Source organism: Oscillospiraceae bacterium, assembly GCA_015068645.1.
GTDB lineage: Bacteria > Bacillota > Clostridia > UMGS1840 > UMGS1840 > SIG452.
The window spans coordinates 13214-34915 of the sequence record SVKD01000005.1; the positions used below are offsets into that span (position 1 = coordinate 13214).

The following is a 21702-nucleotide window of genomic DNA, read 5'->3' on the forward strand; positions in this document are numbered from 1 at the left end:
TCTTCTGTTTTCTTGGTATCTCGTCTAAAATATTTTTGTTGCATCCGTTCGGAAACAAAGTCTTCAATATCAAAAAACAAGTCCTCATTTTAAATCCCCGGTGCAATAAATCCTTTTTCCCGCAGAGCAATTTCTATTCTGTCCAACACTTCTTTAGAATCTGCTTTAACGGTATGGTAATGATATCCACCGGTGACCGCCATAAGCTCTGTTGATTTTCCGGTTCTTACCCCTTCTATAAATTGCGCTATGTGATGTCTTGAAGAAATATTAAGAGGTGCAGTCATTTTTCCATATACTTTATGCCATACAAAAACATTTGTAACAATACCGCCGAAATCAATGATGGTATTCAGTTCTTCTTCTGTCTGCTCGCTGGTGTGATACATCTTAAAAGATCTTTCACAATGCGGCGTAGTCTGCATAATGTATCCGCTATGTGTTGAAAGAATTGTATACCCAGCTGCTTTCAGCGCAGCAATATCTTGAACAATAATTTGCCTGGACACACCGAACTGTTCGGATAATTTGCTGCCGGATATTGCCTTTTGTTGCGACATCATATAGGTTGCGATTTCTCTTCTTCTTTGGTCAGCTTTCATAAAATTACCGCCCTTCTATCAGATTGCATGAAGATTTTTCAGTGAAAGGTCAAGAATTTTAGCTGAATGAGTTAATGCTCCGCTCGAAATATAATCCACACCAATATCCGCAAGTCTTGCAATATTTTCTTGTGTTACATTACCGCTGCACTCAGTGATAGCTTTCCCTGCGGTAAGTTTTACTGCTTCCTTCATATCCTCAATGCTCATATTGTCGAGCATAATAATATCCGCTCCCGCTTCTAACGCTTCTTTGAGCATATCCAGGTTTTCAACCTCAACCTCAACTTTGCATACAAATGACGCATATTTCTTGGCCATCCAAACGGCTTCTTTCACGCCGCCGGCAGCGCCAATGTGATTATCTTTGAGCAAAATGGCATCACTTAAATTATATCTGTGATTATGTCCTCCCCCCACCTTTACGGCATGCTTTTCAAATATTCTCATATTCGGTGTTGTTTTTCTTGTGTCAAGAAGCTTTGTATTTGAACCTTCCAAAAGGTCTGCAATCTTTCTGGTATAGGTTGCAATGCCACTCATTCTCTGCAAATAGTTCAGTGCTGTACGTTCCCCTGAAAGAAGAACACGGATATCGCCTCTTACAATACCGAGCTTTTGCCCTTTGGTAACCCTATCTCCATCCTTACAATTAAATGTTACTTCTGTGTTTTCATCAAGGAGTGTAAAAACCCGTTTAAACACATCAAGCCCTGCGATTACACCGTCTTCTTTACAAATTAAATCCACCTCACCTGCTTTGTATTCAGGCATAACGGAATTTGTTGTGATATCTTCACTTGTAACATCTTCTTGCAATGCTGATAAAATCAAATCATCTGCGTTTAATTTCATTGTAATATTATTCATGGCTGTTTTTCTCCTTCTCAATTGAGTTTAAAATTAACTCTTTGTATTCTTCACGATAGTTTTCATAATTCTCCGGGTTTATTTCCGGTAATAAATCATCTTTTAATGAATTGTGATTAAGGTTTATATCTGACGCTGCTCTCTTGGCAAAAACAAGACTTTCCAAAAGCGAATTACTGGCCAGCCTGTTTCGTCCGTGAACACCGTTACACGCAGTTTCTCCAACTGCATAGAGTCTGCCCATGCTTGTTTTACCAAACCCATCTACATCAATACCACCCATAAAATAATGTTGTGACGGAACTACAGGAATCGGCTCTTTGGTTACATCATATCCTTCGCTGCGGCAGTGCTGATAGATATTTGGAAAATGCATCTTGATTTTTTCTTCCGAAATAGGTGCAAATGAGAGCCACACATGCTCTGTTCCTTCTCGCTGCATTTCTGCAAATATTGCCTTTGTCACCACATCACGAGGCTGCAATTCATCAGTAAATCTTTTTCCTTCAGAATTAAGAAGCACAGCTCCCTCACCTCTTACCGATTCCGAAATCAGAAACTCTCTTCCATCTTTTTTGGTAAACAAGGTGGTAGGATGTATTTGTATGTAATCCATATGCTGCAACTGAATATGATACTTAATAGCAAGTGCCAGTGCATCGCCGGTTAAATGACGGTAGTTTGTGGAATGCTCGAAAAGTCCTCCTATACCACCGGTTGCAAGAACAGTATAATTTGCAGTGATTGCCTTGTAATTACCTTCTTCATCGTGACCGATAATTCCTCTGCACTCGTTATCAGCACAAATAAGATCAACCATTGTAAAATTCTCAATGAGTGTTATATTCTTACGGCTTCTTGCAGTTTCCAACAGATGCGAGGTGATTTCCTTCCCTGTTTCATCCTCATGAAAGAGAATTCTCGGTGCAGAATGCGCCCCCTCTTTGGTATAATTAAAAGTTTCTCCATTCTTTTCAAAACGAACTCCGAAGGATACCAAATCTTCAATTACGCTCTGCGATGAACGAATCATAATATCCACTGATTCAGGATTATTTTCATAATGACCGGCTTTCATGGTATCTTCAAAAAAAGCTTTGTAGTCCTCTTCATCTCTCAGAACACAAATACCGCCCTGCGCAAGATATGAATCGCTTTTTCTTGCTATATTTTTTGTTACGATTAAAATGTTTCTGTTTTCTGGAAAATTCAGTGCACAGTATAGTCCTGCAACACCGCATCCAACAATCAAAATATCTGTACTCATTACTTTGCACACTCCAGCATTCTGTCAAGCGGAACAAGTGCTTTCTTTCTTGTTGCTTCATCTATTTCTACAATGTTATTCTCTTTTTCCAAAACGGAAAGTATATTTTCAAGAGTATTTAATTTCATATCTTTGCAACATGGTGCAGGAGATACATAATAAAATTTCTTATCCAGGTTATCTTCTGTCAGTTTAAAATTCACTCCATCTTCCGTGCATATGATAAACTCTTTCTTATCCGACATTTTCGCATAATCTATAATACCTGCTGTACTACCTATATAATCGGACATCTTAAGAATCTCCGGTTCACATTCCGGATGAGTAAGAATTTCCGCTTCAGGATGCTCTGTCTTTATTATTTGTAACTGTTCTTTTGTAATTGCGGCATGAATCGGACAATATCCATCATTTAAAATAATATTCTTTTCGGGAACCTGCTCTGCCACAAATCTCCCAAGATTACGGTCAGGAATAAAGAAAATATTTTTGTTCGGCAGTGATTTAACGATTTTTACTGCATTCGATGATGTTACGCACACATCACTTTGGCATTTCAGCTTAGCGGTTGAATTGATATAACACACAACAGCAAGGTCTTGAAATTGATTTCTCATTTCATCAACGATCCCGGGCTTAACCATATGCGCCATAGGACAATCAGCAGACAAATCCGGCATCAAAACCTTCTTGTCGGAATTTATTATCTTTGCACTTTCGCCCATAAAAGAAACGCCGCAGAAAACAATAATATCTGCCGTGGTTTTCTTGGCAACCTTTGCAAGATAAAATGAATCACCAACATAATCAGCCACTCTTTGTGCTTCTTTTGGGGCATAGTAATGTGCAAGTATGATTGCGTTTTTTTCAGATTTCAGCTTCTCTATTTGTTTTTCCATAATACCAATTCACCTCATAAGCTTCATAAAACATTATTAAACATCTTAACATATAACTTTACATCTGTCAACTTATCTGTAAATTTTTTTTAAGTTTTACATCATGAAAAAAATCTGCCAAATCTGACAGATTCCTGTGAAAAAACCAAATGGTTTGGATATCTTTCTGTTAATATCTTAAACTATTGTAAAATCAAGGCTTTCAAGACTTTATTTTCTGCTGGACAGTTATTTGACAGTTGAGAAAATATTAACAATTTTATTTTCATTTTTATTATACTACATTTTATAATATAATTCAATAATAACAAACAAAAAACAGGGCGTTAAACCCTGTTTTCGTGTTATACGCATATTTTCAATTCTTCTTCATCTTCAAGACCTTTAATAATATGAGTATAGGTATTTATAGTTGTAGAAACATCTTTATAACCTAATAACAAACTGATTTTTTTCGGATTGATTCCAGCTTCAAAAAGCGTTGAACAAAATTGATGTCTAAGGGTATGTAATCCCATTCTTTCAATATTCGCATTTTTCAAGATAATATAAAATTTTTGGTCGCACTCGTTTTGATTAGCATAACCGCCTTTTTTACTATGAATTAAAAGACTTGTATCATCTTTATAAGTTTTCTTTTTCATTTCCAAAAATGCTTCAATGGCTTTTTTCGTTTAGTGGAACTATTCTATCTCTGCCACCTTTGGTAGTATGTTGTAATACAGGATGAAAACCCTTTATACGCTTTCCATCTTTATCTCGGTTAGAAACCCAAACTACATTTTTAGTAATAGATACTATTTTTTGTTCAAATCAACATCTCCATAGGGTAAAGCAATCATTTCGCCAAGCCTTAGTCCAGTATTCAACATAAACTGAAATACCCATCTTGAAGGATACTTGTAATTTCCGTTTTTGTATTGACTAAAACAGGCTGTTTTGAAGCGTTCTAATTCTTCCTTTGTAAAAATCCTTTCCTTTGGTTTGCTTTCTCTTTCTGCCTCAAGTTTATTCTTGTTTGGTTTATGGTCTGCTTCAATAACAGGACTTTTCCTAATTATATCTGTCTGGACTGCGTATAAAAGTAGATTGTATAATATAAAAACCGCCGTTAAAGGCGGTTAAATACAAGGGAAAGAAACAAAATGGCAAAAGCACCGCTTACAGATTGTAGGCGGTGCTTTATATTTATAACCCTAATAATTGTTTTTTCTTTGCGTTAAACTCATCTTCAGTTATAATTCCGTCGTCAAAAAGTTTCTTGTATTTCACAATTTCATCCGCAGCAGATGAGTTGATTTCTTGAACTGGTTGCGTTTGTGGTTGGCTATTTATAGCGGCAACATCTTTTTCGGGTATAACCATCTTAAAAACATTTAAATCTGTATAAGCAAACTTAATATATATTTGATTTGGTAATCTTAAATATACAGCTCGGGTATCGTGAGTTATATCTCTACTTTGTATAGATTTTGGCCCTTTGTTACCAAGAAGAAGTGCTCCAACAGTTCCGCCAACAGCCTTACCTATCATAGCTCCTGGAATAGATGTTCTACTGCCTCCACCGCCACTAATCTTTGTTTCGTGATAAAGTTCTCCATCAAGTTCATAATAAAGAATGTTTTTTAGAGCAATAGCTTTTAGGGGAGAATCGCCCGCTTCCATTTTTCCACCTATAGGGAACAATTTCAGTTTATCGTTATCTTTCCACATATAATATATCATATTCTTTTTTAGACCAAATGCCTTTGAATCCGCTATATTTGTTCCCAACACAGTAACCGTTGTCTGGCAACCAGCTGGAACAACGGACTGCAAAGTCTGTTGGAAGGTATCCAATGCTCTTTTTCGCAACTCATTGTTTATTGGTGCGAACTTACGAAGCGGAATAAACACATAGATAACAGAACCTACACAAGCTAATCCAGGAAAAAACATTCCTTCCGGTGAATCAGTTGAAATAAACCACACATAACTGATTACAAAAACCACTGCAGTAATTATTAATTTCTTCAATAATGGTTCTTTTAATTCTTTAAGTTCCTTATCTGTCATTTTTGAAACATCCATAGTTTAATCCTCCAAACCATAAATTAGTAATATTATATCATAAACATAGGTAAAAGTCCATAATTTAACAAAAAATTGTATAGAACACTTAAAAATTATAAACCCCTACTAAAAAAGCATACTGTATAAAAGGTTGAGACCTTTGGAACATTAGGTTAAAAACCTAATGGCACTTTCGCTAATGTGAACAATAAAAAATAAAAAGATACAGGAGGCTTACTACAAATGAAAAACACCCCCATATTAAACAGAGTAAAAAACAACAATTACACCTTAAAGCATATTTCACAAGCAGATATTGATAAAATAAGTCAAACAAACTTTGTTTGGTTTCTCTTTTGGCTTGATAATGATTATATCACTATCAAACACAATTATTATAGGTTTTCAAATGATGAGAAACAATATTTATTGTTGTCTTGATAACGATTATAAAGGGAAACAATCAACAGACCAAATTAAAAAGCAAATGATAAAAAACACTTATGATTTAAGGAGCATAATTCAAAACCTGATAAAATACAACAACGGGCATTTAATAAAAGATTGGAATGAGTGCTTAAAGTTTTCAAATTATATCGATGTTGATATAAAGCAGTTTTTAGGAATACAGGAAAACAAGCAATTATAAAATATAATGTAGCAGAACGCTACACTCTCTGACCTAAATCAAAGCAAATAACAGGGGCAGAAAAAGAAAGGCAAGAAACAAACAGGAACATAAAAGGCTATCTGTAATTTAAACGCAGATAGCCTTTTTGACAGTTGATTTGACAGTAAATAGAAGAAAAAGCAAGGGTAAATAAGGGGAAATAAGAAGAAACGCACAAAAAAAGAAAACTGCTTAATTCCCTTGAAATAAGCAGTTTTCAAGCACTTTTGATAAGAACACTCAAAATATAACAAATGGTTTAGATGACACTTTATTTCGGTGATATTAAAACTTCGTTGGAGTGTTATTTTTGATAAACCAAAAGTGATCTTGAAACCAATCGGTTTCAGTGATATTATATTGATTCCTTCAACTCAACGAATGGCAACATCATTTACGCAGGAAATATCACTTGTTCCGCAAGAAATAAATATAACTAAAAAAAGCATCGACAAAGTCGATGCTTTTTTCTGGTCGGGATGACAAGATTCGAACTTGCGACCTCTTGAACCCCATTCAAGCACGCTACCAAGCTGCGCTACATCCCGTTACCTAGGATATTATACAGTCTTTATCCCGATTTGTCAAGAGTAAAATTAAATTTTTTTTAATTTTTTTCACTTTTTTTATTTTTTATCGATTTCTTAGTTTTTTTCGCAAAAAGAATTGCCATTTGGCTGCATTTTTGTTATAATATCACCCGAGGTGATACTATGTTTAAATACGAAACACATCTGCACACAACACCCGTGAGCAAATGCGCCGTGGTAACTATACGGCAGATTATGGAATTTTATAAAAAAGTTGGATTTGACGGAATTTTTATCACCAATCATTTTATTGACGGCAATATTTGTCTTGATATCAGAAATGCATCTTACGAAGAACGAATCCGCTTTTATTTTTCCGATTATGAAGAAGCGCTGAAACTGCAAGATGAAATCGGCATCAAAGTGTTTTGCGGTGTGGAATCAACTTATATCGACGGAACCGATTTTTTAATTTACGGTTTGGATAAGGACTGGTTTTTAGCTCATCCTGAAATTGAAACTATGAAAATGAGCGAACTTCTCCCCTATTATATGGAACACGGAGCGTTAGTCATTCATGCGCACCCCTTCCGTGAGGCCGGCTATATTGACCATATTCGTTTATTTCCCCGTTGTGTACACGGAGTGGAAGTGATAAATGCTTCCCGCACCGATTTTGAAAACGACTCCGCAAAAAAATATGCCAAGCAGTACAAACTTTTAGAATTCGCAGGAACTGATAACCACGGTTTTACTTATGAGTATTTAGGCGGAATGCAGAGCAAAACACCCGTAGAAAGTGTGGCAGATTTTATCAATAAGGTAAAATCCGGACAAATGAAAGTGTTTACGCAAGAACTGCACGAACCATATTGCAATGCCGAATTGCACGAACTGGATGAATTTAAAAGTTTAGAATAATAAGAACCCGACCCGATAACGCAATCAAAGATTGCGGTCGGGTGCCCCGGAACCTTGTTGTATTCACAAAAATAAAAAAGCTCTCGGTTGAGAGCTTTTTTATTTTTGATATTTTAGTGTTGCATTGCAATTACTGCAAAGTATGCCGCATAGCTTAGAAGGAACAACCAACCACCCCAGCGATATAACTTTTTATCTTTTGCACAGCAAATCCACAATAACACAACAGCACCGGTTGCCACAAGGGTATCAAAAATAAATTTACTCTGGAACGGAACCGGAATAATCAGAGACGAAATACTAACCACAAAGAGAATATTAAAGATATTGCTTCCCACAATGTTACCGATCGCAATATCCGCATTGCCTTTTCGTGCAGCCATCACAGAAGTGAACAGTTCCGGCAAAGAAGTTCCCAAAGCAACAATTGTCAGACCAATAAAGCGAGGGCTCATTCCCCACATGGTTGCCAAAGCAGTAGCAGCATCAACAGTTACATTACTTCCCCATACAATCAGACCAAGTCCAACAACTGTAAAGATTAACGCCTTCCAAATGGATATTTCTTTGATTTCTTTCTGCTGGTCGTTTTTTTGTTTTAAGGTAGTTACAAATAAGTATACCATATATGCTATAAATACTGCTAAAAGCACCAGTCCTTCCCATCTGTTCAAGGAACCGTCCAGCCCCATAAATAATAGTAGGGATGCTAAAAGCACTACAGGAATATCTACTCGAACGGTGGACTTGGCAACCACCAAAGGTGTGATAACTGCAGATAACCCTAAAATAATCAATACATTCAAAATATTGCTACCAACAATATTACCAATCGTAATATCCGCATTCCCACCCAAAGCGGCAGAAATACTTACTGCGGCTTCCGGGGCGCTGGTTCCCATTGCAACAATTGTTAAACCGATTACCAACTGCGGAATTTTAAACTTAGTGGCAATGCCGGAGGCACCGTCCACAAACCAATCCGCACCTTTTACCAGCATTGTAAATCCGATTGCCAAAAGCAAAAACTGCAATAAAACTTCCATTTTTAAATCTCCTTTTGTATCTTTAGTTTTGAGATTGTGTCTGCAAGAAAGGCACAAAAAAAGGCAGACCTTTCCTGTAAATACTTACAGAAAAGTCTTGCCATTTCATTACAAACCGGATATTCTAAAAGAATATCGTACTGACGGTATCGTAACCATAATGCCAGAGCATTACGCCAGCTACTCCCTTTTCATATTCTCTTAATCAACAATTGTAAGAAACACTTACTTTACCATTATATCATATATTTTCCATTTTGCAAGTGTTTTTGAAATTTTTTTCAACTTTTTCAACGTTATAATAATGCCAATTGAAAAAAGGTCTGCCTAAAATTAGACAGACCTTTTACATTTCAATTAAGAATTTTTGGTCATAGAAAGTTCAGTTTCCGGATCAAACAGATGTAATTTTTCCATATCAAAACCAACCTTGATGCTATCACCAATTTTAGCAGTGGTTCTAGGATTAACTCTTGCAATAAATTTATTGCCGTCTGCTAATAAGTACAGATAAGTTTCTGCACCCATCAATTCGGAAAAGTCTACTTTTACATCGATAGTTGCATTCGGGAAAGCAGAAATGAAGGACTGTTCATCATGAATATCTTCAGAACGGATACCAAATACTACTTCTTTGCCAACATGTTCTTTTACAGCATCGTTAATTTTGCTTGCAGGTAAAGTCAGTTTATTGGAACCGAATACTAATACGTATTCGTTACCTTCTTTTTCCAATTTTGCAGTAGTCATGTTCATCTGGGGGCTTCCCATAAAGCCACCAACAAACATATTTACAGGATTATCATACAGATTCTGAGGAGTATCTACCTGCTGAACCACACCATCTTTCATAACAACGATTCTGGTACCCATAGTCATTGCTTCGGTCTGGTCATGAGTAACGTAGATAAAGGTGGTCTGTAATCTCTGATGGAGTTTACCGATTTCTGCTCTCATCTGTACTCTCAATTTAGCATCCAAGTTAGACAGAGGTTCGTCCATTAAGAAAACCTTAGGTTCTCTAACGATTGCACGACCTAACGCAACACGCTGTCTCTGACCGCCGGATAAAGCTTTGGGTTTTCTTTCCAACAGATGCTCAATATCTAAGATTTTTGCAGCTTCGGTAACTCTTCTTTTGATTTCAGCCTTCGGAACTTTTTTCTGTTTTAAACCGAATGCCATATTTTCGAATACAGTCATATGCGGGTAGAGCGCATAGCTCTGGAATACCATCGCAATATCTCTGTTCTTCGGAGAAACATCATTTACTAAATTATCACCGATATAGAGTTCACCGCTGGTGATTTCTTCTAAACCTGCGATCATTCTTAAGGTAGTGGACTTACCGCAACCGGAAGGACCTACCAAAATAATAAACTCTTTATCTTCAATGTCAAGGCAGAAGTTATCAACAGATTTCTGCTGGCTGCCTTCGTAAACTTTGCAAAGATTTTTTAAAATTAAACCTGCCATTTACAATTTACCCCCATGTTAAAGTTTTCTTACTATGCGACCATTATAACACAGTTGTTTCAAAAATAAAAGTGGTTAATTCACCAAAAATAATAATTTTATTTTATACAATTTGCATAGCACGTCAAAAATAGGGGTTGAAATTGGTCTGCTTTTGTGTTAAAATAACAAACAAGCTCGAAGATTCCATATTTTTTCCACAGAGTTTTCCATAGAACAATTACGAAAGGATAAAAAAGCACTGCTTTTGAACCGGTATATTATGCTAAAGAAAAATGATATTGCAACCATCACGGTAACTGATATTTCTCATAACGGCAGCGGCATCGGAAAAACAGAAGACGGTTTTGTTGTATTTGTGCCGGAACTCCTCATTGGAGAAACTGCCCAAGTGAAAATTTTAAAAGTTCTAAAAAATTCTGCCTACGGAAAAACCGAAAAGCTGGTAGAGACATCGCCCGAACGTATCAACACAGTCTGTTCCGTGGCGAAACAATGCGGTGGCTGTGTTTTTCATCATACTACTTATGCTAACGAATGCAATATCAAACGGCAACTTGTTAAAAACGCATTCCGTCCATTGGGAAACAACATCCCTGAGATTGCTCCCACCGAACCCTCACCAAAACAAGAATCCTATCGCAACAAAATGCTGCTTCCGGTGGGCTACGATAAAGACGGAAATATTGTTGCGGGATTTTATCGGGCAAGAAGTCATCAGATTATCCCCTGCTCCGCTTGTTATATTAGCTATCCTGAATTTTCAGAAATTACCGACTGCATTCTCTCTCATTTGAAAGAGTATAACATTTCTCCCTACACGGAAGAAACGCACTCCGGAATTGTCCGCCATATTTTTATTCGTCGCGGAGAGCATACCGGTGAAATTATGGTGGGCTTAGTTGTCAATCTGAACAAGAATTTAAAAGCCATTTTACATACAGACGAACTAACCCAAAAACTTCTCGCACAAAACCCTAATATAATTAGTATAGCAATCAATATTAACAAAAAAAAGACCAATGTGATTTTGGGAGACGATACCATAACCGTTTACGGTGAAAAATATCTGACTGACACTATGAATGATATTTCCTTTGGTATCTCTCTTCCTTCCTTTTATCAGGTAAACACACTGCAGGCAGAAAAGCTGTACCAAAAAGCACTTTCCCTGTTGGGAGATGATTTTGATACCGTGTTTGATTTGTATTGCGGCATCGGAACTATTACATTAAATATAGCGAAAAAAGCGAAAAAGGTTTACGGAATTGAAAGTTGCGCCCCCGCCGTGGAAGACGCCAAAATGAACCGCGATAAAAATGGTATGACAAATGTGGAATTCATCTGCGGAACTGCAGAGGAAGAAGCTCCAAAGTTGGTAAAGCAAGGAATTATTCCCGATGCAGTGGTATTGGATCCGCCCAGAAGCGGATGCGACGAATCATTGCTTCAAATGCTTAGTGAAATTAAACCTCAAAAAATAGTGTACATCAGCTGTAATCCAGCCACCCTCGCCCGTGATATGAAATATTTAACCGAAAACGGATATCGGGCAAGTACCGTTTATCCCTTTGATTTATTCCCAAGAACTTTCCATTGCGAATGTGTGGTATTAATGTCAAAAACGGAATAAAAACAGTGAAAATTCAACATAAACACACCAGAAAGGACGGTCAACAATGCAACAGTATTCAAATAATCAATCAAAAAAGACGCAACTAGAAAAAGAACTGGATTCCTATACACAACAGCTACTTTCAGAAAACGATCACTATAAAAGAGCGGAATTAGAACAAAAAATTGCAGTTATCAAGGATGAAATCAACAACTCACAGGGCAACAACTTTCCCCAGCAATCTCCCAATGCAGACAGAATGTATCAGGAAAATAAAAAATATAAAATGTTTCTGATATGCACATTAGCTGTGTTATTACTATTGGCAATCATTTGTCTGTTGACTGCTTTACGTTATAATCAAATGAAAAATGCATACACAGGAATCTCTAACCAAGCCGGTCAATACCAGAAAGAAATTGACGAACTGAACAAAAAGCAAGAATCGTCTGAAGAAAAGGAAGAATCTTCAACTCCTGCTCCCTCCTCAACAATCGAACCCAGCGCTGAACCTACCACTGAACCCGATGTCGAAACCACGGCTGAGCCTACTGCCAAACCTACCGCAGAACCCACAGCAAGGCCAACCGCCGCTCCAACAGCAGCACCCACTCCTGAGCCAACAGTTGCTCCAACTACTGCTCCCGCACAAACTTCTCAGCAAACAAGCACCGTGAAATATTATGTGCAAAAAATCCAAAATGGCAAGAGAATTCAGATTGGAGCATACAATGTTTATGATGCGGCAACCAACTATGCATACGAAAACCGCTACAACGGATACAAGGTGTATGATGCAAGCGGCAATTGTATATACGATCCGTACCCGGCATATTCCGAATCCACAACCACAACAGAAAGCAATCTTTACTATGTGCAAAAACCTCACGAAATAGATCCAAATAAAATCATTCTGTTTGGCACCTATTCTTCTTATGATGAAGCAAAAAACGCAGCCAATGCCAACCGCGGCGAAGGCTATAAAGTATATGATGCTAACGGAAACTGTATGTACGACCCCGGTTATTAATTGCAAATAGGAAAATCCAGTTATAAACATATCAAATATATTCCGCAAGATGGTTTTATCATCTTGCGGATTTTTTTAAATCAACTTTGTAACAAGAAAATTTACGTTAAAGTAATATGGGAGCCTTCTATACAGAATCGACAAATATCAACTTTTCTTTGTATAAAAGAGTAGACAATCAAGAAAAAATGTGTTACAATTATAAAGCTGGAGAATGGTATCATTGTAAATCTTTCATCAACCAAAGCGTCAGGACATTCCTATTTGATATCATACCAAATGAAAAATTGCAGACGGTAACCTCGTCATACAACACCCTAAAGAAAGGATAAATCATAATGTCGGAATTCCCTATTGATTCTAAAACAGAAGCAAAACTGATACAACTGGAAAGAGAATTAGACTATTATAACCAAGTACTTCTCACAGAAACTGATTATAAAAGAAAGCTGTCGCTGCAAAAAAAAATCACAAAAATCAACGATGAAATTGCCGGTTTAAAAATCAATACCATCCCCTATCGGCAGCGTTCCAGAGCAGACAGAATGTATCTGGAAAATAAAAAGTATAAAATGTTTCTGTTATGTACGTTAGCTGTATTATTACTATTGGCAGTCATTTGCCTGCTAACAGCTTTACGTTATAATCAAATGAAAGGAACTTATAGTAACACTGCTTACCAAGCTGATCAGTACAAACAAGAAATTGACGAACTGAATAATCAACTGGAAGAAACCGCGCAGTCTTCTTCCCAAACAGCCACACCGGAACCCACGTTGGAGCCGGCTCCGGAACCCACAGTTGATCCAACACCGGAACCCACACAATCCTCTCCTTCAACCTCCAACACAGGAGGCGGGCTTTACTATGTGCAAACAATCCAGGGAGGAAAAAGGGTTCAGATAGGCGCCTTCAAAGTGTATGATAATGCATCCGATTTAGCTTACGAAAACCGTTATAACGGATACAAGGTGTATGACGAAAACGGAAATTGTGTCTACGATCCATATCCCACAGCTTCCCAATTGTCTCCGGAAACAGGTAGCAGTTTATACTACGTACAAAAAATAGAGTATGGCAAAAGACTTCAGATAGGCGCCTTCAAAATTTATGATAACGCAACCAAATTGGCATATGAACATCGCCATGAGGGTTACAAAGTGTATGACTATGATGGGAATTGCGTTTATGATCCCGGTTACTAATTTCACACAGAAAAAATCTGTTGTTTCCTTAAAAAAATATCCACAGAAATAAGAAACCGACCATATAACACAATCAAAGATTTCGGTCGGGTACCCTAAAAACTTGTTGTATTCACAATCAAAAAAAGGGATTCAAGTCAGTTGTTTGACCTGAATCCCTTTTTTGAACCTTTAAAAGGTTTCCCTATCATTACCAACACCACAGAATTTTGAATTACAACTTGATAAAAAATTCCACGCCGTCATCCAGATAACGGAAACCATATTCTTTTTTGTGAGCTTCCATAATTGCTTTTACAATGGACAGGCCCAATCCATTTCCCTGGCTTTCATCGCTTTTATAAAAGCTGGTCCAGATTTTTTCCCGATCTAAAACCTTGGGCGTGGAATTATAAACGCCCAGATAGGAAAAATTTTCATCCTGATACAAAGAAACGCGGATTTCCTTGGGTTCCCCGATATGAGCAATGGCATTATTGAGATAATTGGTAATGACCCGTTCAATAAAGAAACGGTCCGCACACACAACTACATCTTCTTTTATGTTTTCCAGCAACGATATCTGTTCCTTGTCCATCTGTAAACGGAAGGTAGATATCACATCGCTCAGCAGCTCCGACAAATTGAATTTTTCCAATGTAATATTAAGCGTTTGGGATTCCAACTGTGCCACATTCAGAAGATTCTTGACGATATTACTCATTTTCTCGGTTTCATCATAAATAACATCATAATAATAATCCAGCTCGTCTTCCTCGGTAACCATTTTATCTTTTAGCATTTCTGTGTAGGAAGCAATTACCGAAATCGGTGTTTTTAATTCGTGGGAAGCATTCTGCAAAAATTCCTTCCTCATTTTTTCAATTCGCTCTTTGCGGTATAAATCCTGCTGCAGAGACTCATTAGAGGCAGAAAGCATCTGAATATTAGCATATAATCGATCCGACATCATATTGATTTGCTCGCCCAAAACATTAATCTCATCATCCCCTCGAATCTGAAATTTCCTGGAAAAATCCAGATTGGTGATTCGTTTGGAGATATCCAAAATGTCATAGATCGGACGCACAAAATAATTACCGATAAACAGCATAATAATAGCACCAATCAAGCCAATCGCAATCATCACAATCAAAAAGAACTCATGATAAATCTCCATACTTTTATGAATGGATGCAATCGATTTGATTAAAAACAGCTTTCCAAACGGCTCCAATTCAGCCACCATAACCAAATGCTCGGAATCCTCCGCATCCAACACCGTCTGAATAGCGTAATCTCCGCCCGGAACAATTGGAATACTCTGAGCAAAATGCTGCACCAATTGATGTGTAAAATATGCCTTCTGATTACTGTCCATACTGGAACTGGAATACAGAATATCGTGAAAACGATCAGTTACAATAATGGTCATATTAGAATTGGAGGCAGTATACGATAACAACTCTGCTAAATGATGAGGATTTCTATCTGCAGTGGCTTGAATTTTGTGATATGTTTCCCGAAATTCTACCTTTTCCTTCTCGGTATAATACGGCTCCAACAGCACCTTATTGGCAACCAACATTATCATTAAAATGGAAAACACCACCGCAAGAAGCATAAAAACCAATTTTGCTTTTAACGATTTCACAAGTGCATTACCGTTCCTTTTTTATTTTTTTACAAAGCAGCATCAAATTTATATCCAACACTTCTCACTGTTTGGATATAGCTGCCACAATCTAACAATTTTGCTCTTAATTTCTTAATATGAGTATCAATTGTTCTCACATCACCGAAATAATCATAGTGCCAAACATTATTTAAAATATCATCACGGGACAACACAATACCTTTATTTAAAATAAGATATCCCAAAAGTTCAAATTCTTTGTTGGTTAATTCCACTTTCTCTGCTTTGACACTCACTTCATAAGTGGCTTTATTATAGGTCAAATCCCCAATAGTAACTTCTTCAGACAAACCATTGCTGCGACGTAAAAGAGCTTCCACTCTGGCAGATAAAATTTTTAAATTAAAGGGTTTTGCCACATACTCATCAGCGTATAGTTCATAACCTTTTAAAATATCATACTCTTCCGATTTTGCCGATAAAATCATAACAGGAACATTAGAAACCTTGCGAAGCTCTTTTAAAGTTTCATAACCGTCCATCACAGGCATCATAATATCTAAAATTACCAGATCAATTTTGTTAGCATAAAACACATCAATGGCTTCTTCCCCATTTTTTGCCAATCGCACGTGATAATCCTGTTTCGTAAAATAATCATACAGTACTTTGCGGATACGCTCTTCATCATCCACAATCAATATGGTAGGTTGATTCACCATTATCACCTCATTTACATCTTATATTACTAAAAAACATTATATCATATTTTTTAAAAAAGGCAAGAAGATTCACAGAAATTACAAAAAAGCTTATTTTACCCTGTTATTACCACGAGAAAACGGAGATTTGGAAAAAACTTTGTCTATCTTTTTAGTATATTATCCGTTATAATAAACAAGAGCCTATTGTTTTTAAAGACACAGACGGCTCAATCTAACTCCAAAAAGGAGCTGAAAGGTGTGAAAATCGAAAAAATTGATGAAAATCAAGTAAAAATCACATTATCCTGTGCGGAAATGCTCACAATGAATGCAGAAAATTCAGAAAATGCATCTTCCAATCTTGTGATGGATCTTTTGGGTGCTTTGGAGGAAGAATTCCAATTTTCTATGATTCATCACGCAATTGTGTTGGAAATGGTACCATCTAAAAAAGACGGCTGCGAAATTTTCCTTACAAAAACAGAATCCAAAAATCATCCGAAAAAAGAAGAAAATCTGATTATTACTTCGTTTTCGGAATCCGAAGATGCACTTTACGCAGGGAGACTGTCCAAAAGATATATCAGCGGACAACTAGCAGTTTATCTGATGGATAATGAATTTTATCTGGTAATATCTTCCAACGAAAAACAAGCTTTACCCAAAATCAAACTTTTGCTCAGTGATTTGGGAGACAGTATAGAGAATCCACTCTTGATGGAAAGTGTACTAAAGGAATACGGAACATTGATTTTAGAAGAAGATGCCCCTCCCCTTCTGACCTAAAAGTTTTTTCAAAAATTATGAAAAAGATGGTGACAAACTGACTTTCTTGTGGTATACTATAAAATACGAGAATGTTTTTTTAAATACAGCAGAGGAGTTTAACAATGAGAAAGACTAAAATTGTTTGTACCTTAGGTCCCGCAACCGATGACGAAAACGTGCTCCGCCAAATGATCCTGGCTGGTATGAATACTGCCAGATTCAATTTTTCTCACGGAGACTATGAAAGTCATCAGAAACGGATTGATATGTTTAAAAAAGTACGGGAAGAAATGGGCTTACCTGTTGCAATGTTACTTGATACCAAAGGTCCGGAAGTTCGTATCAAAACTTTTGAAAACGGAAAAGTTATGCTGGCAGAAAACCAACTCTTTACGTTAACCACCAAAGATATGGTTGGAAACGAATCTATGGTTTCGGTCACCTATAAAAAACTGCCCTTTGATTTAACCGTGGGCAACAAAGTACTCTTAGATGACGGCAACATTGAAATGGTGGTTGAAAAAATTGAAGATACCGATATTATCTGCCGTGTACTGACCGGTGGCCCCTTAAGTGACAGAAAGAGCATGAATCTGCCCGGCATTGATTTATATATGCCCTATATGGACGATGTGGACAAAGAAGATTTACTCTTTGGTATCAAAAACGATTTTGACTATATTGCCGCATCCTTTGCACGCCGTGCAGATGACATTGTGGGTATGAGAAAATTCTTAGATGCTAACGGCGGTGAAGAAATTGAAATCATTGCAAAAATTGAAAACCGTGAAGGGGTTAACAATATCGATGATATTTTAGCAGTTTCCAGTGGTATTATGGTTGCCCGCGGTGATATGGGTGTAGAAATCGATTTTGAAGAACTTCCCTCTATCCAGAAAATGCTGATTAAAAAATGTTACAGCGCAGGCAAACGTGTTATTACTGCCACTCAGATGTTAGAATCGATGATTGCTAATCCTCGCCCCACCCGTGCAGAAACCTCCGACGTTGCCAATGCAGTATACGACGGGACAAGCGCTATTATGTTATCCGGTGAAACTGCTGTGGGAAAATACCCAGTAGAAGCGGTAAAGGCAATGTCTCGCATCGCAAGAAGTGCGGAAATGGATATTGACTATAAAAAACGTTTTACCCTGAGCACACTGTCTGCCCCCACCATTCAGGATGCGATTTCTCATGCTGCTTGCACCACCGCTCACGATCTCAATGCAAGAGTGATTATTGTGGTAACAAACTCTGGGCGAACCGCACGTATGGTCTCTAAATTCCGTCCCAATATGCCAATTGTGGCTACCACTCCCAATGAAAAAACTTACAGAAAACTGGCGCTCTCCTGGGGAGTATATCCTGTAAAATCCGAAGTGCAAGGCAATTCCGATGCGCTCTTTACCCACGCCATCAAAAGAACTCACGAGGAAAACTATATCACAAAAAATGATTTAGCTGTTATTGCAGCCGGTATACCGTTAGGGGAAAGCACCAATACCCTGCGAGTTATTACCGTGAAATAATTTTCAATTTAATCAAAAGTATGCCTTGGTATCGGAAACTATGTCGCACAAAAAAGCTGAAATCAAACTTATTTGATTTCAGCTTTTTTTATTGTGATACAGCGACTTTTGGCATTCTGTCGTATTTACAGTTTCTAAAATAGAGTGCCACATCAATAGAAATTTCCAAAAAATTCAAAATATAGAAAAAGAAACTTAAATAAAAAATTCCTCCGCTACAACCTAACTGAGTCAGTTGCAAAATTTTACGGAAAATTCCAAATGCATAACCAATCAGCAAAAACACCTCAAAGAACAAACTTTTCCCTTTTGCGGTTTTAGAAATATAAGACTTGTGAATCGAAATCGGCCACGATAGCCCGAAACAAAGAATTGTAACTGCTTCCATTAATTCTGTAATAAAAGAAATTTCCATTTTCCATTCCTCCGATATTGACTTCATTCACTGTTTGTATTATACTACATATCGAAGTATATGTAAAATACATATTAACTATATAAGATATATCGTTTTGATATGGAGGATTTTTATGAATATCAGCTATGATCACTATCGGATTTTTTACAATGTTGCCAAATATAAAAGCTTTACACGTGCGGCGGAAGTAATGTTCAGTAATCAACCGAACTTAACTAGAGCAATCAAAACACTGGAAAATGAACTTGGCTGCACTTTGTTTGAGCGCTCCAACAAAGGTGTCCGCTTAACAGAAGACGGCAAAGAACTTTATGAACATATCGCCATTGCATTTGAGCATATTCAGGCAGGTGAAGAAGCAATATCCGCCAAACACAGCTTGGATAGTGGCATGGTTTCCATCGGTGCAACCGAAATCGCACTGCGGTGTTGCTTATTGCCAATTCTACGCCGTTATCACCAATTATATCCGGGTATCAAAATTAAAATTTTAAATGTTTCCACCCCTCAGGCACTGAAAATGATTGACAATCAACTGGTTGATTTTGCTGTATTAACAACCCCTGCCGAGATTCACGGCAAATTAACAGCAAAAAAATTACTGACCCTGCAAGAGGTTCCCATCTGCAGTATCGGTTTTGAAGTCAAAGAAAACTTATCCTTGTCCGAACTGATGCAATATCCCATTATTTCGTTGGGGACCGGAACGTCAACCTATGATTTTTACGTGGAAGAATGTTTGAAACATAGTTGCAGTTTTGCTCCCGATATTGAAGCGGCAACCGCTGACCAAATTGTTCCCTTGGTAAAATATGATTTAGGAATCGGATTTGTGCCGAGACGTTTTTTGACATCAGAAGACGGCGTTCGGGAAATCCCACTGAAAACACCTATCTCCAAAAGAGAAGTCACCTTAATTCAAAAGAAAGGACATTCTCTTCCCCTACCCGCAAAAGAACTAATAACCATGATCAATCGGGAATATCAAATTGATTTCTAACAGAAAAGTATCACCCTACAGAAATAAGAATTCGCTATACCATAGAAAAAAACAGCAAATATCAAAGAACTGATATTTGCTGTTTTTTATCAATAAGTTTATTCCGTAATTAAAACTGTTCTGCCATTTTGGTTCCACTCTACATTAGCGCCAAAAGACTCAGCTATCACACGCACAGGAACCATAGTTCTGTCATTTAACAACCTTGCAGGAACATCTACAGGGATACTCTTTCCGTCTTTATACATTTCGTTTGCGCCGATTTGGATTTTAATTTCAACGCCGTCACGCTTTGCAATGGCTGTACTGGTGGACTGATCCCACTCTACATCCGCACCCATTGCTTCAAAAATGGAACGCAACGGAACTAATGTACGGCTTTCCAACAACTCAGGATTCTGACCGTAGGAATGGAAAGAAATTCTGGTACCGTTATAGAGAACGGTTATCACACTGTTTACCGATTCATCTGTGATATAAGAAATTTCATTCTTTTTACAAACTTCCTCTGCAACGGAACCGGCACTGCAATAGATGATACAGTTGTCCGAACCACCTAAAATACTGGGACTGATAGAGGTTACTGTATCGGGAATATAAAGACTTTTTAAATTATCGCAATCTCTGAAGGCATATCCAATGCTTTCCACACCATAAGGTATTACAACCTCTGTTAAACTGTCACAATCCCGAAACGCATCGCTACCAATCGATTTCAATCCGACAGGTAATATAATCTGCTTTAAAGAGGTACAATCTTTAAAGGCTTCCGAACCGATATCCGTTACGGTTTCCGGGATAACAACCTCCTTCAATCCGTAACATCTAACAAAGGTTTCATTTGGTATTTCTGTGTAACCAACGGCAAGGGTTGCTTTTTCAAGATTTTCACAACCGGCAAAAAGGCTTTCTCCTATTTGTTCGATATACGGAACATCGACTTCTGTTAAGCCTGAATCTGCAAAAACGCCATCCCCGAGGATTCTTAAATTTTTGGGGAAATTAACAGATGTGATTTTCGGACATATAGCAAAAGCACTGTCACCAATCTCTTCCAAAGAATCAGGAAGATAGACATTGGTAAGCTGTCTGCATCCTTCAAAGGCAACACTATCGATTTTTTTTAAGGTATCAGGAAAAGATACTGTTGTCAATCGCTCATTTACAGAACAACATACCTGAGCAGGAATTGTTTCCAAACTGGTCGGAAAAGTGATAGAGGTAATATCTTCATGGCTTAATAAATATGTCCAGCTTTGCATTTCGGTAACAGGAAAACCATATAAAGTTTCCGGAACGATTACGTCTCCGCCTTCTCCGATATAATCAGTGATTTTAACCTTGTTATCCAGCAATTTAAACTCCCAGTCACCCTCAGTTAATGCAAAGGCGCTCATAGTGAATAAAATCATGGCAGTGAAAACAATTGCCAATGTGAAGCTTAACCGCTTTAATACTTTCATTCAGTTCATCCTTTCATTT

Annotated in this window: 21 protein-coding genes and 1 tRNA gene; 8 read left to right on the forward strand and 14 right to left on the reverse strand. The window is 37.4% G+C overall.

Annotated features, from left to right (window positions below; genetic code table 11):
- Nucleotides 1-89 precede the first annotated feature (89 nt).
- From E7413_02950 to E7413_02980, 7 genes are all read right to left on the reverse strand, one after another.
- Complete coding sequence (locus tag E7413_02950; protein MBE7018821.1) at nucleotides 90-602, reverse strand: transcription repressor NadR; 513 nt, start codon at nucleotides 600-602, stop codon at nucleotides 90-92.
- Nucleotides 603-620: 18 nt separating this feature from the next.
- Nucleotides 621-1472, reverse strand: coding sequence for a carboxylating nicotinate-nucleotide diphosphorylase (gene nadC, locus E7413_02955; protein ID MBE7018822.1), 852 nt, complete (start codon nucleotides 1470-1472; stop codon nucleotides 621-623).
- A complete protein-coding gene (locus E7413_02960; GenBank protein MBE7018823.1) occupies nucleotides 1465-2739 on the reverse strand; it encodes an L-aspartate oxidase in 1275 nt (424 codons plus the stop codon). The genes nadC and E7413_02960 overlap by 8 nt, the downstream gene beginning before the upstream one ends.
- Nucleotides 2739-3647: a quinolinate synthase NadA gene (nadA, locus tag E7413_02965; protein MBE7018824.1), complete on the reverse strand. Its 909-nt coding sequence runs from the start codon at nucleotides 3645-3647 to the stop codon at nucleotides 2739-2741. Before nadA ends, E7413_02960 begins: the two co-directional genes overlap by 1 nt.
- A gap of 335 nt (nucleotides 3648-3982) precedes the next feature.
- Nucleotides 3983-4282: a hypothetical protein gene (locus tag E7413_02970; GenBank protein ID MBE7018825.1), complete on the reverse strand. Its 300-nt coding sequence runs from the start codon at nucleotides 4280-4282 to the stop codon at nucleotides 3983-3985.
- 153 nt (nucleotides 4283-4435) lie between these two features.
- On the reverse strand, nucleotides 4436-4738 hold the full coding sequence (locus tag E7413_02975) for a hypothetical protein (protein ID MBE7018826.1): 303 nt from the start codon (nucleotides 4736-4738) through the stop codon (nucleotides 4436-4438).
- Between the two features lie 88 nt (nucleotides 4739-4826).
- On the reverse strand, nucleotides 4827-5363 hold the full coding sequence (locus E7413_02980) for an SHOCT domain-containing protein (protein ID MBE7018827.1): 537 nt from the start codon (nucleotides 5361-5363) through the stop codon (nucleotides 4827-4829).
- Nucleotides 5364-6030: 667 nt separating this feature from the next.
- On the opposite strand from E7413_02980, the gene E7413_02985 reads away from it, so the two are divergent.
- On the forward strand, nucleotides 6031-6339 hold the full coding sequence (locus E7413_02985; GenBank protein MBE7018828.1) for a hypothetical protein: 309 nt from the start codon (nucleotides 6031-6033) through the stop codon (nucleotides 6337-6339).
- 492 nt (nucleotides 6340-6831) lie between these two features.
- On the opposite strand, the gene E7413_02990 is transcribed toward E7413_02985, so the two are convergent.
- Nucleotides 6832-6908: transfer RNA gene (locus E7413_02990), tRNA-Pro, on the reverse strand.
- Between the two features lie 165 nt (nucleotides 6909-7073).
- Here E7413_02990 and E7413_02995 point away from each other — a divergent pair.
- Nucleotides 7074-7811, forward strand: a complete 738-nt coding sequence (locus E7413_02995) for a histidinol-phosphatase (protein ID MBE7018829.1) — start codon at nucleotides 7074-7076, stop codon at nucleotides 7809-7811.
- A 113-nt stretch (nucleotides 7812-7924) separates the two neighbouring features.
- Here E7413_02995 and E7413_03000 read toward each other — a convergent pair whose 3' ends face one another.
- Nucleotides 7925-8857, reverse strand: coding sequence for a calcium/sodium antiporter (locus tag E7413_03000; GenBank protein ID MBE7018830.1), 933 nt, complete (start codon nucleotides 8855-8857; stop codon nucleotides 7925-7927).
- A gap of 357 nt (nucleotides 8858-9214) precedes the next feature.
- Entirely contained in the window at nucleotides 9215-10333 is a 1119-nt protein-coding gene (gene ugpC / locus E7413_03005; GenBank protein MBE7018831.1) for a sn-glycerol-3-phosphate ABC transporter ATP-binding protein UgpC, read from the reverse strand.
- A gap of 247 nt (nucleotides 10334-10580) precedes the next feature.
- Here ugpC and rlmD point away from each other — a divergent pair, with 247 nt between their 5' ends.
- The 3 genes from rlmD (at nucleotide 10581) to E7413_03020 (ending at nucleotide 14183) form a co-directional block, all read left to right on the forward strand.
- On the forward strand, nucleotides 10581-11966 hold the full coding sequence (gene rlmD, locus E7413_03010; protein MBE7018832.1) for a 23S rRNA (uracil(1939)-C(5))-methyltransferase RlmD: 1386 nt from the start codon (nucleotides 10581-10583) through the stop codon (nucleotides 11964-11966).
- A gap of 46 nt (nucleotides 11967-12012) precedes the next feature.
- Nucleotides 12013-12978: a hypothetical protein gene (locus tag E7413_03015; GenBank protein ID MBE7018833.1), complete on the forward strand. Its 966-nt coding sequence runs from the start codon at nucleotides 12013-12015 to the stop codon at nucleotides 12976-12978.
- 338 nt (nucleotides 12979-13316) lie between these two features.
- Nucleotides 13317-14183, forward strand: coding sequence for a hypothetical protein (locus E7413_03020; protein ID MBE7018834.1), 867 nt, complete (start codon nucleotides 13317-13319; stop codon nucleotides 14181-14183).
- 214 nt (nucleotides 14184-14397) lie between these two features.
- Here the strand turns inward: E7413_03020 and E7413_03025 are convergent, their stop codons facing one another.
- Both E7413_03025 and E7413_03030 read right to left on the reverse strand, forming a co-directional pair.
- Nucleotides 14398-15816 carry a HAMP domain-containing histidine kinase gene (locus E7413_03025; protein MBE7018835.1) on the reverse strand — a complete coding sequence of 473 codons (1419 nt, stop codon included), beginning with the start codon at nucleotides 15814-15816 and terminating at the stop codon, nucleotides 14398-14400.
- A gap of 29 nt (nucleotides 15817-15845) precedes the next feature.
- Nucleotides 15846-16517: a response regulator transcription factor gene (locus E7413_03030; GenBank protein ID MBE7018836.1), complete on the reverse strand. Its 672-nt coding sequence runs from the start codon at nucleotides 16515-16517 to the stop codon at nucleotides 15846-15848.
- 108 nt (nucleotides 16518-16625) lie between these two features.
- On the opposite strand from E7413_03030, the gene E7413_03035 reads away from it, so the two are divergent.
- Nucleotides 16626-17288: an adaptor protein MecA gene (locus tag E7413_03035; protein ID MBE7018837.1), complete on the forward strand. Its 663-nt coding sequence runs from the start codon at nucleotides 16626-16628 to the stop codon at nucleotides 17286-17288.
- A 104-nt stretch (nucleotides 17289-17392) separates the two neighbouring features.
- Complete coding sequence (gene pyk / locus E7413_03040; GenBank protein ID MBE7018838.1) at nucleotides 17393-18802, forward strand: pyruvate kinase; 1410 nt, start codon at nucleotides 17393-17395, stop codon at nucleotides 18800-18802.
- Nucleotides 18803-18890: 88 nt separating this feature from the next.
- Here the strand turns inward: pyk and E7413_03045 are convergent, their stop codons facing one another.
- Nucleotides 18891-19217 (reverse strand): hypothetical protein, encoded by a 327-nt coding sequence (locus E7413_03045; GenBank protein ID MBE7018839.1) that lies wholly within the window; start codon nucleotides 19215-19217, stop codon nucleotides 18891-18893.
- A 115-nt stretch (nucleotides 19218-19332) separates the two neighbouring features.
- Here E7413_03045 and E7413_03050 point away from each other — a divergent pair, with 115 nt between their 5' ends.
- Entirely contained in the window at nucleotides 19333-20220 is an 888-nt protein-coding gene (locus tag E7413_03050) for a LysR family transcriptional regulator (GenBank protein MBE7018840.1), read from the forward strand.
- Between the two features lie 98 nt (nucleotides 20221-20318).
- Here E7413_03050 and E7413_03055 read toward each other — a convergent pair whose 3' ends face one another.
- Nucleotides 20319-21683, reverse strand: coding sequence for a hypothetical protein (locus E7413_03055; GenBank protein ID MBE7018841.1), 1365 nt, complete (start codon nucleotides 21681-21683; stop codon nucleotides 20319-20321).
- Between the last annotated feature and the right edge of the window lie 19 nt (nucleotides 21684-21702).

What these genes read in the sequence shown, in the direction of transcription:
- E7413_02950 (MBE7018821.1), bottom strand. Translation starts at nt 602, where the DNA reads ATGAAAGCTGACCAAAGAAGAAGAGAAATCGCAACCTATATGATGTCG.
- nadC (MBE7018822.1), bottom strand. Translation starts at nt 1,472, where the DNA reads ATGAATAATATTACAATGAAATTAAACGCAGATGATTTGATTTTATCA.
- E7413_02960 (MBE7018823.1), bottom strand. Translation starts at nt 2,739, where the DNA reads ATGAGTACAGATATTTTGATTGTTGGATGCGGTGTTGCAGGACTATAC.
- E7413_02970 (MBE7018825.1), bottom strand. Translation starts at nt 4,282, where the DNA reads ATGAAAAAGAAAACTTATAAAGATGATACAAGTCTTTTAATTCATAGT.
- E7413_02980 (MBE7018827.1), bottom strand. Translation starts at nt 5,363, where the DNA reads ATGATATATTATATGTGGAAAGATAACGATAAACTGAAATTGTTCCCT.
- E7413_02995 (MBE7018829.1), top strand. Translation starts at nt 7,074, where the DNA reads ATGTTTAAATACGAAACACATCTGCACACAACACCCGTGAGCAAATGC.
- E7413_03000 (MBE7018830.1), bottom strand. Translation starts at nt 8,857, where the DNA reads ATGGAAGTTTTATTGCAGTTTTTGCTTTTGGCAATCGGATTTACAATG.
- ugpC (MBE7018831.1), bottom strand. Translation starts at nt 10,333, where the DNA reads ATGGCAGGTTTAATTTTAAAAAATCTTTGCAAAGTTTACGAAGGCAGC.
- E7413_03015 (MBE7018833.1), top strand. Translation starts at nt 12,013, where the DNA reads ATGCAACAGTATTCAAATAATCAATCAAAAAAGACGCAACTAGAAAAA.
- E7413_03020 (MBE7018834.1), top strand. Translation starts at nt 13,317, where the DNA reads ATGTCGGAATTCCCTATTGATTCTAAAACAGAAGCAAAACTGATACAA.
- pyk (MBE7018838.1), top strand. Translation starts at nt 17,393, where the DNA reads ATGAGAAAGACTAAAATTGTTTGTACCTTAGGTCCCGCAACCGATGAC.
- E7413_03045 (MBE7018839.1), bottom strand. Translation starts at nt 19,217, where the DNA reads ATGGAAATTTCTTTTATTACAGAATTAATGGAAGCAGTTACAATTCTT.
- E7413_03050 (MBE7018840.1), top strand. Translation starts at nt 19,333, where the DNA reads ATGAATATCAGCTATGATCACTATCGGATTTTTTACAATGTTGCCAAA.
- E7413_03055 (MBE7018841.1), bottom strand. Translation starts at nt 21,683, where the DNA reads ATGAAAGTATTAAAGCGGTTAAGCTTCACATTGGCAATTGTTTTCACT.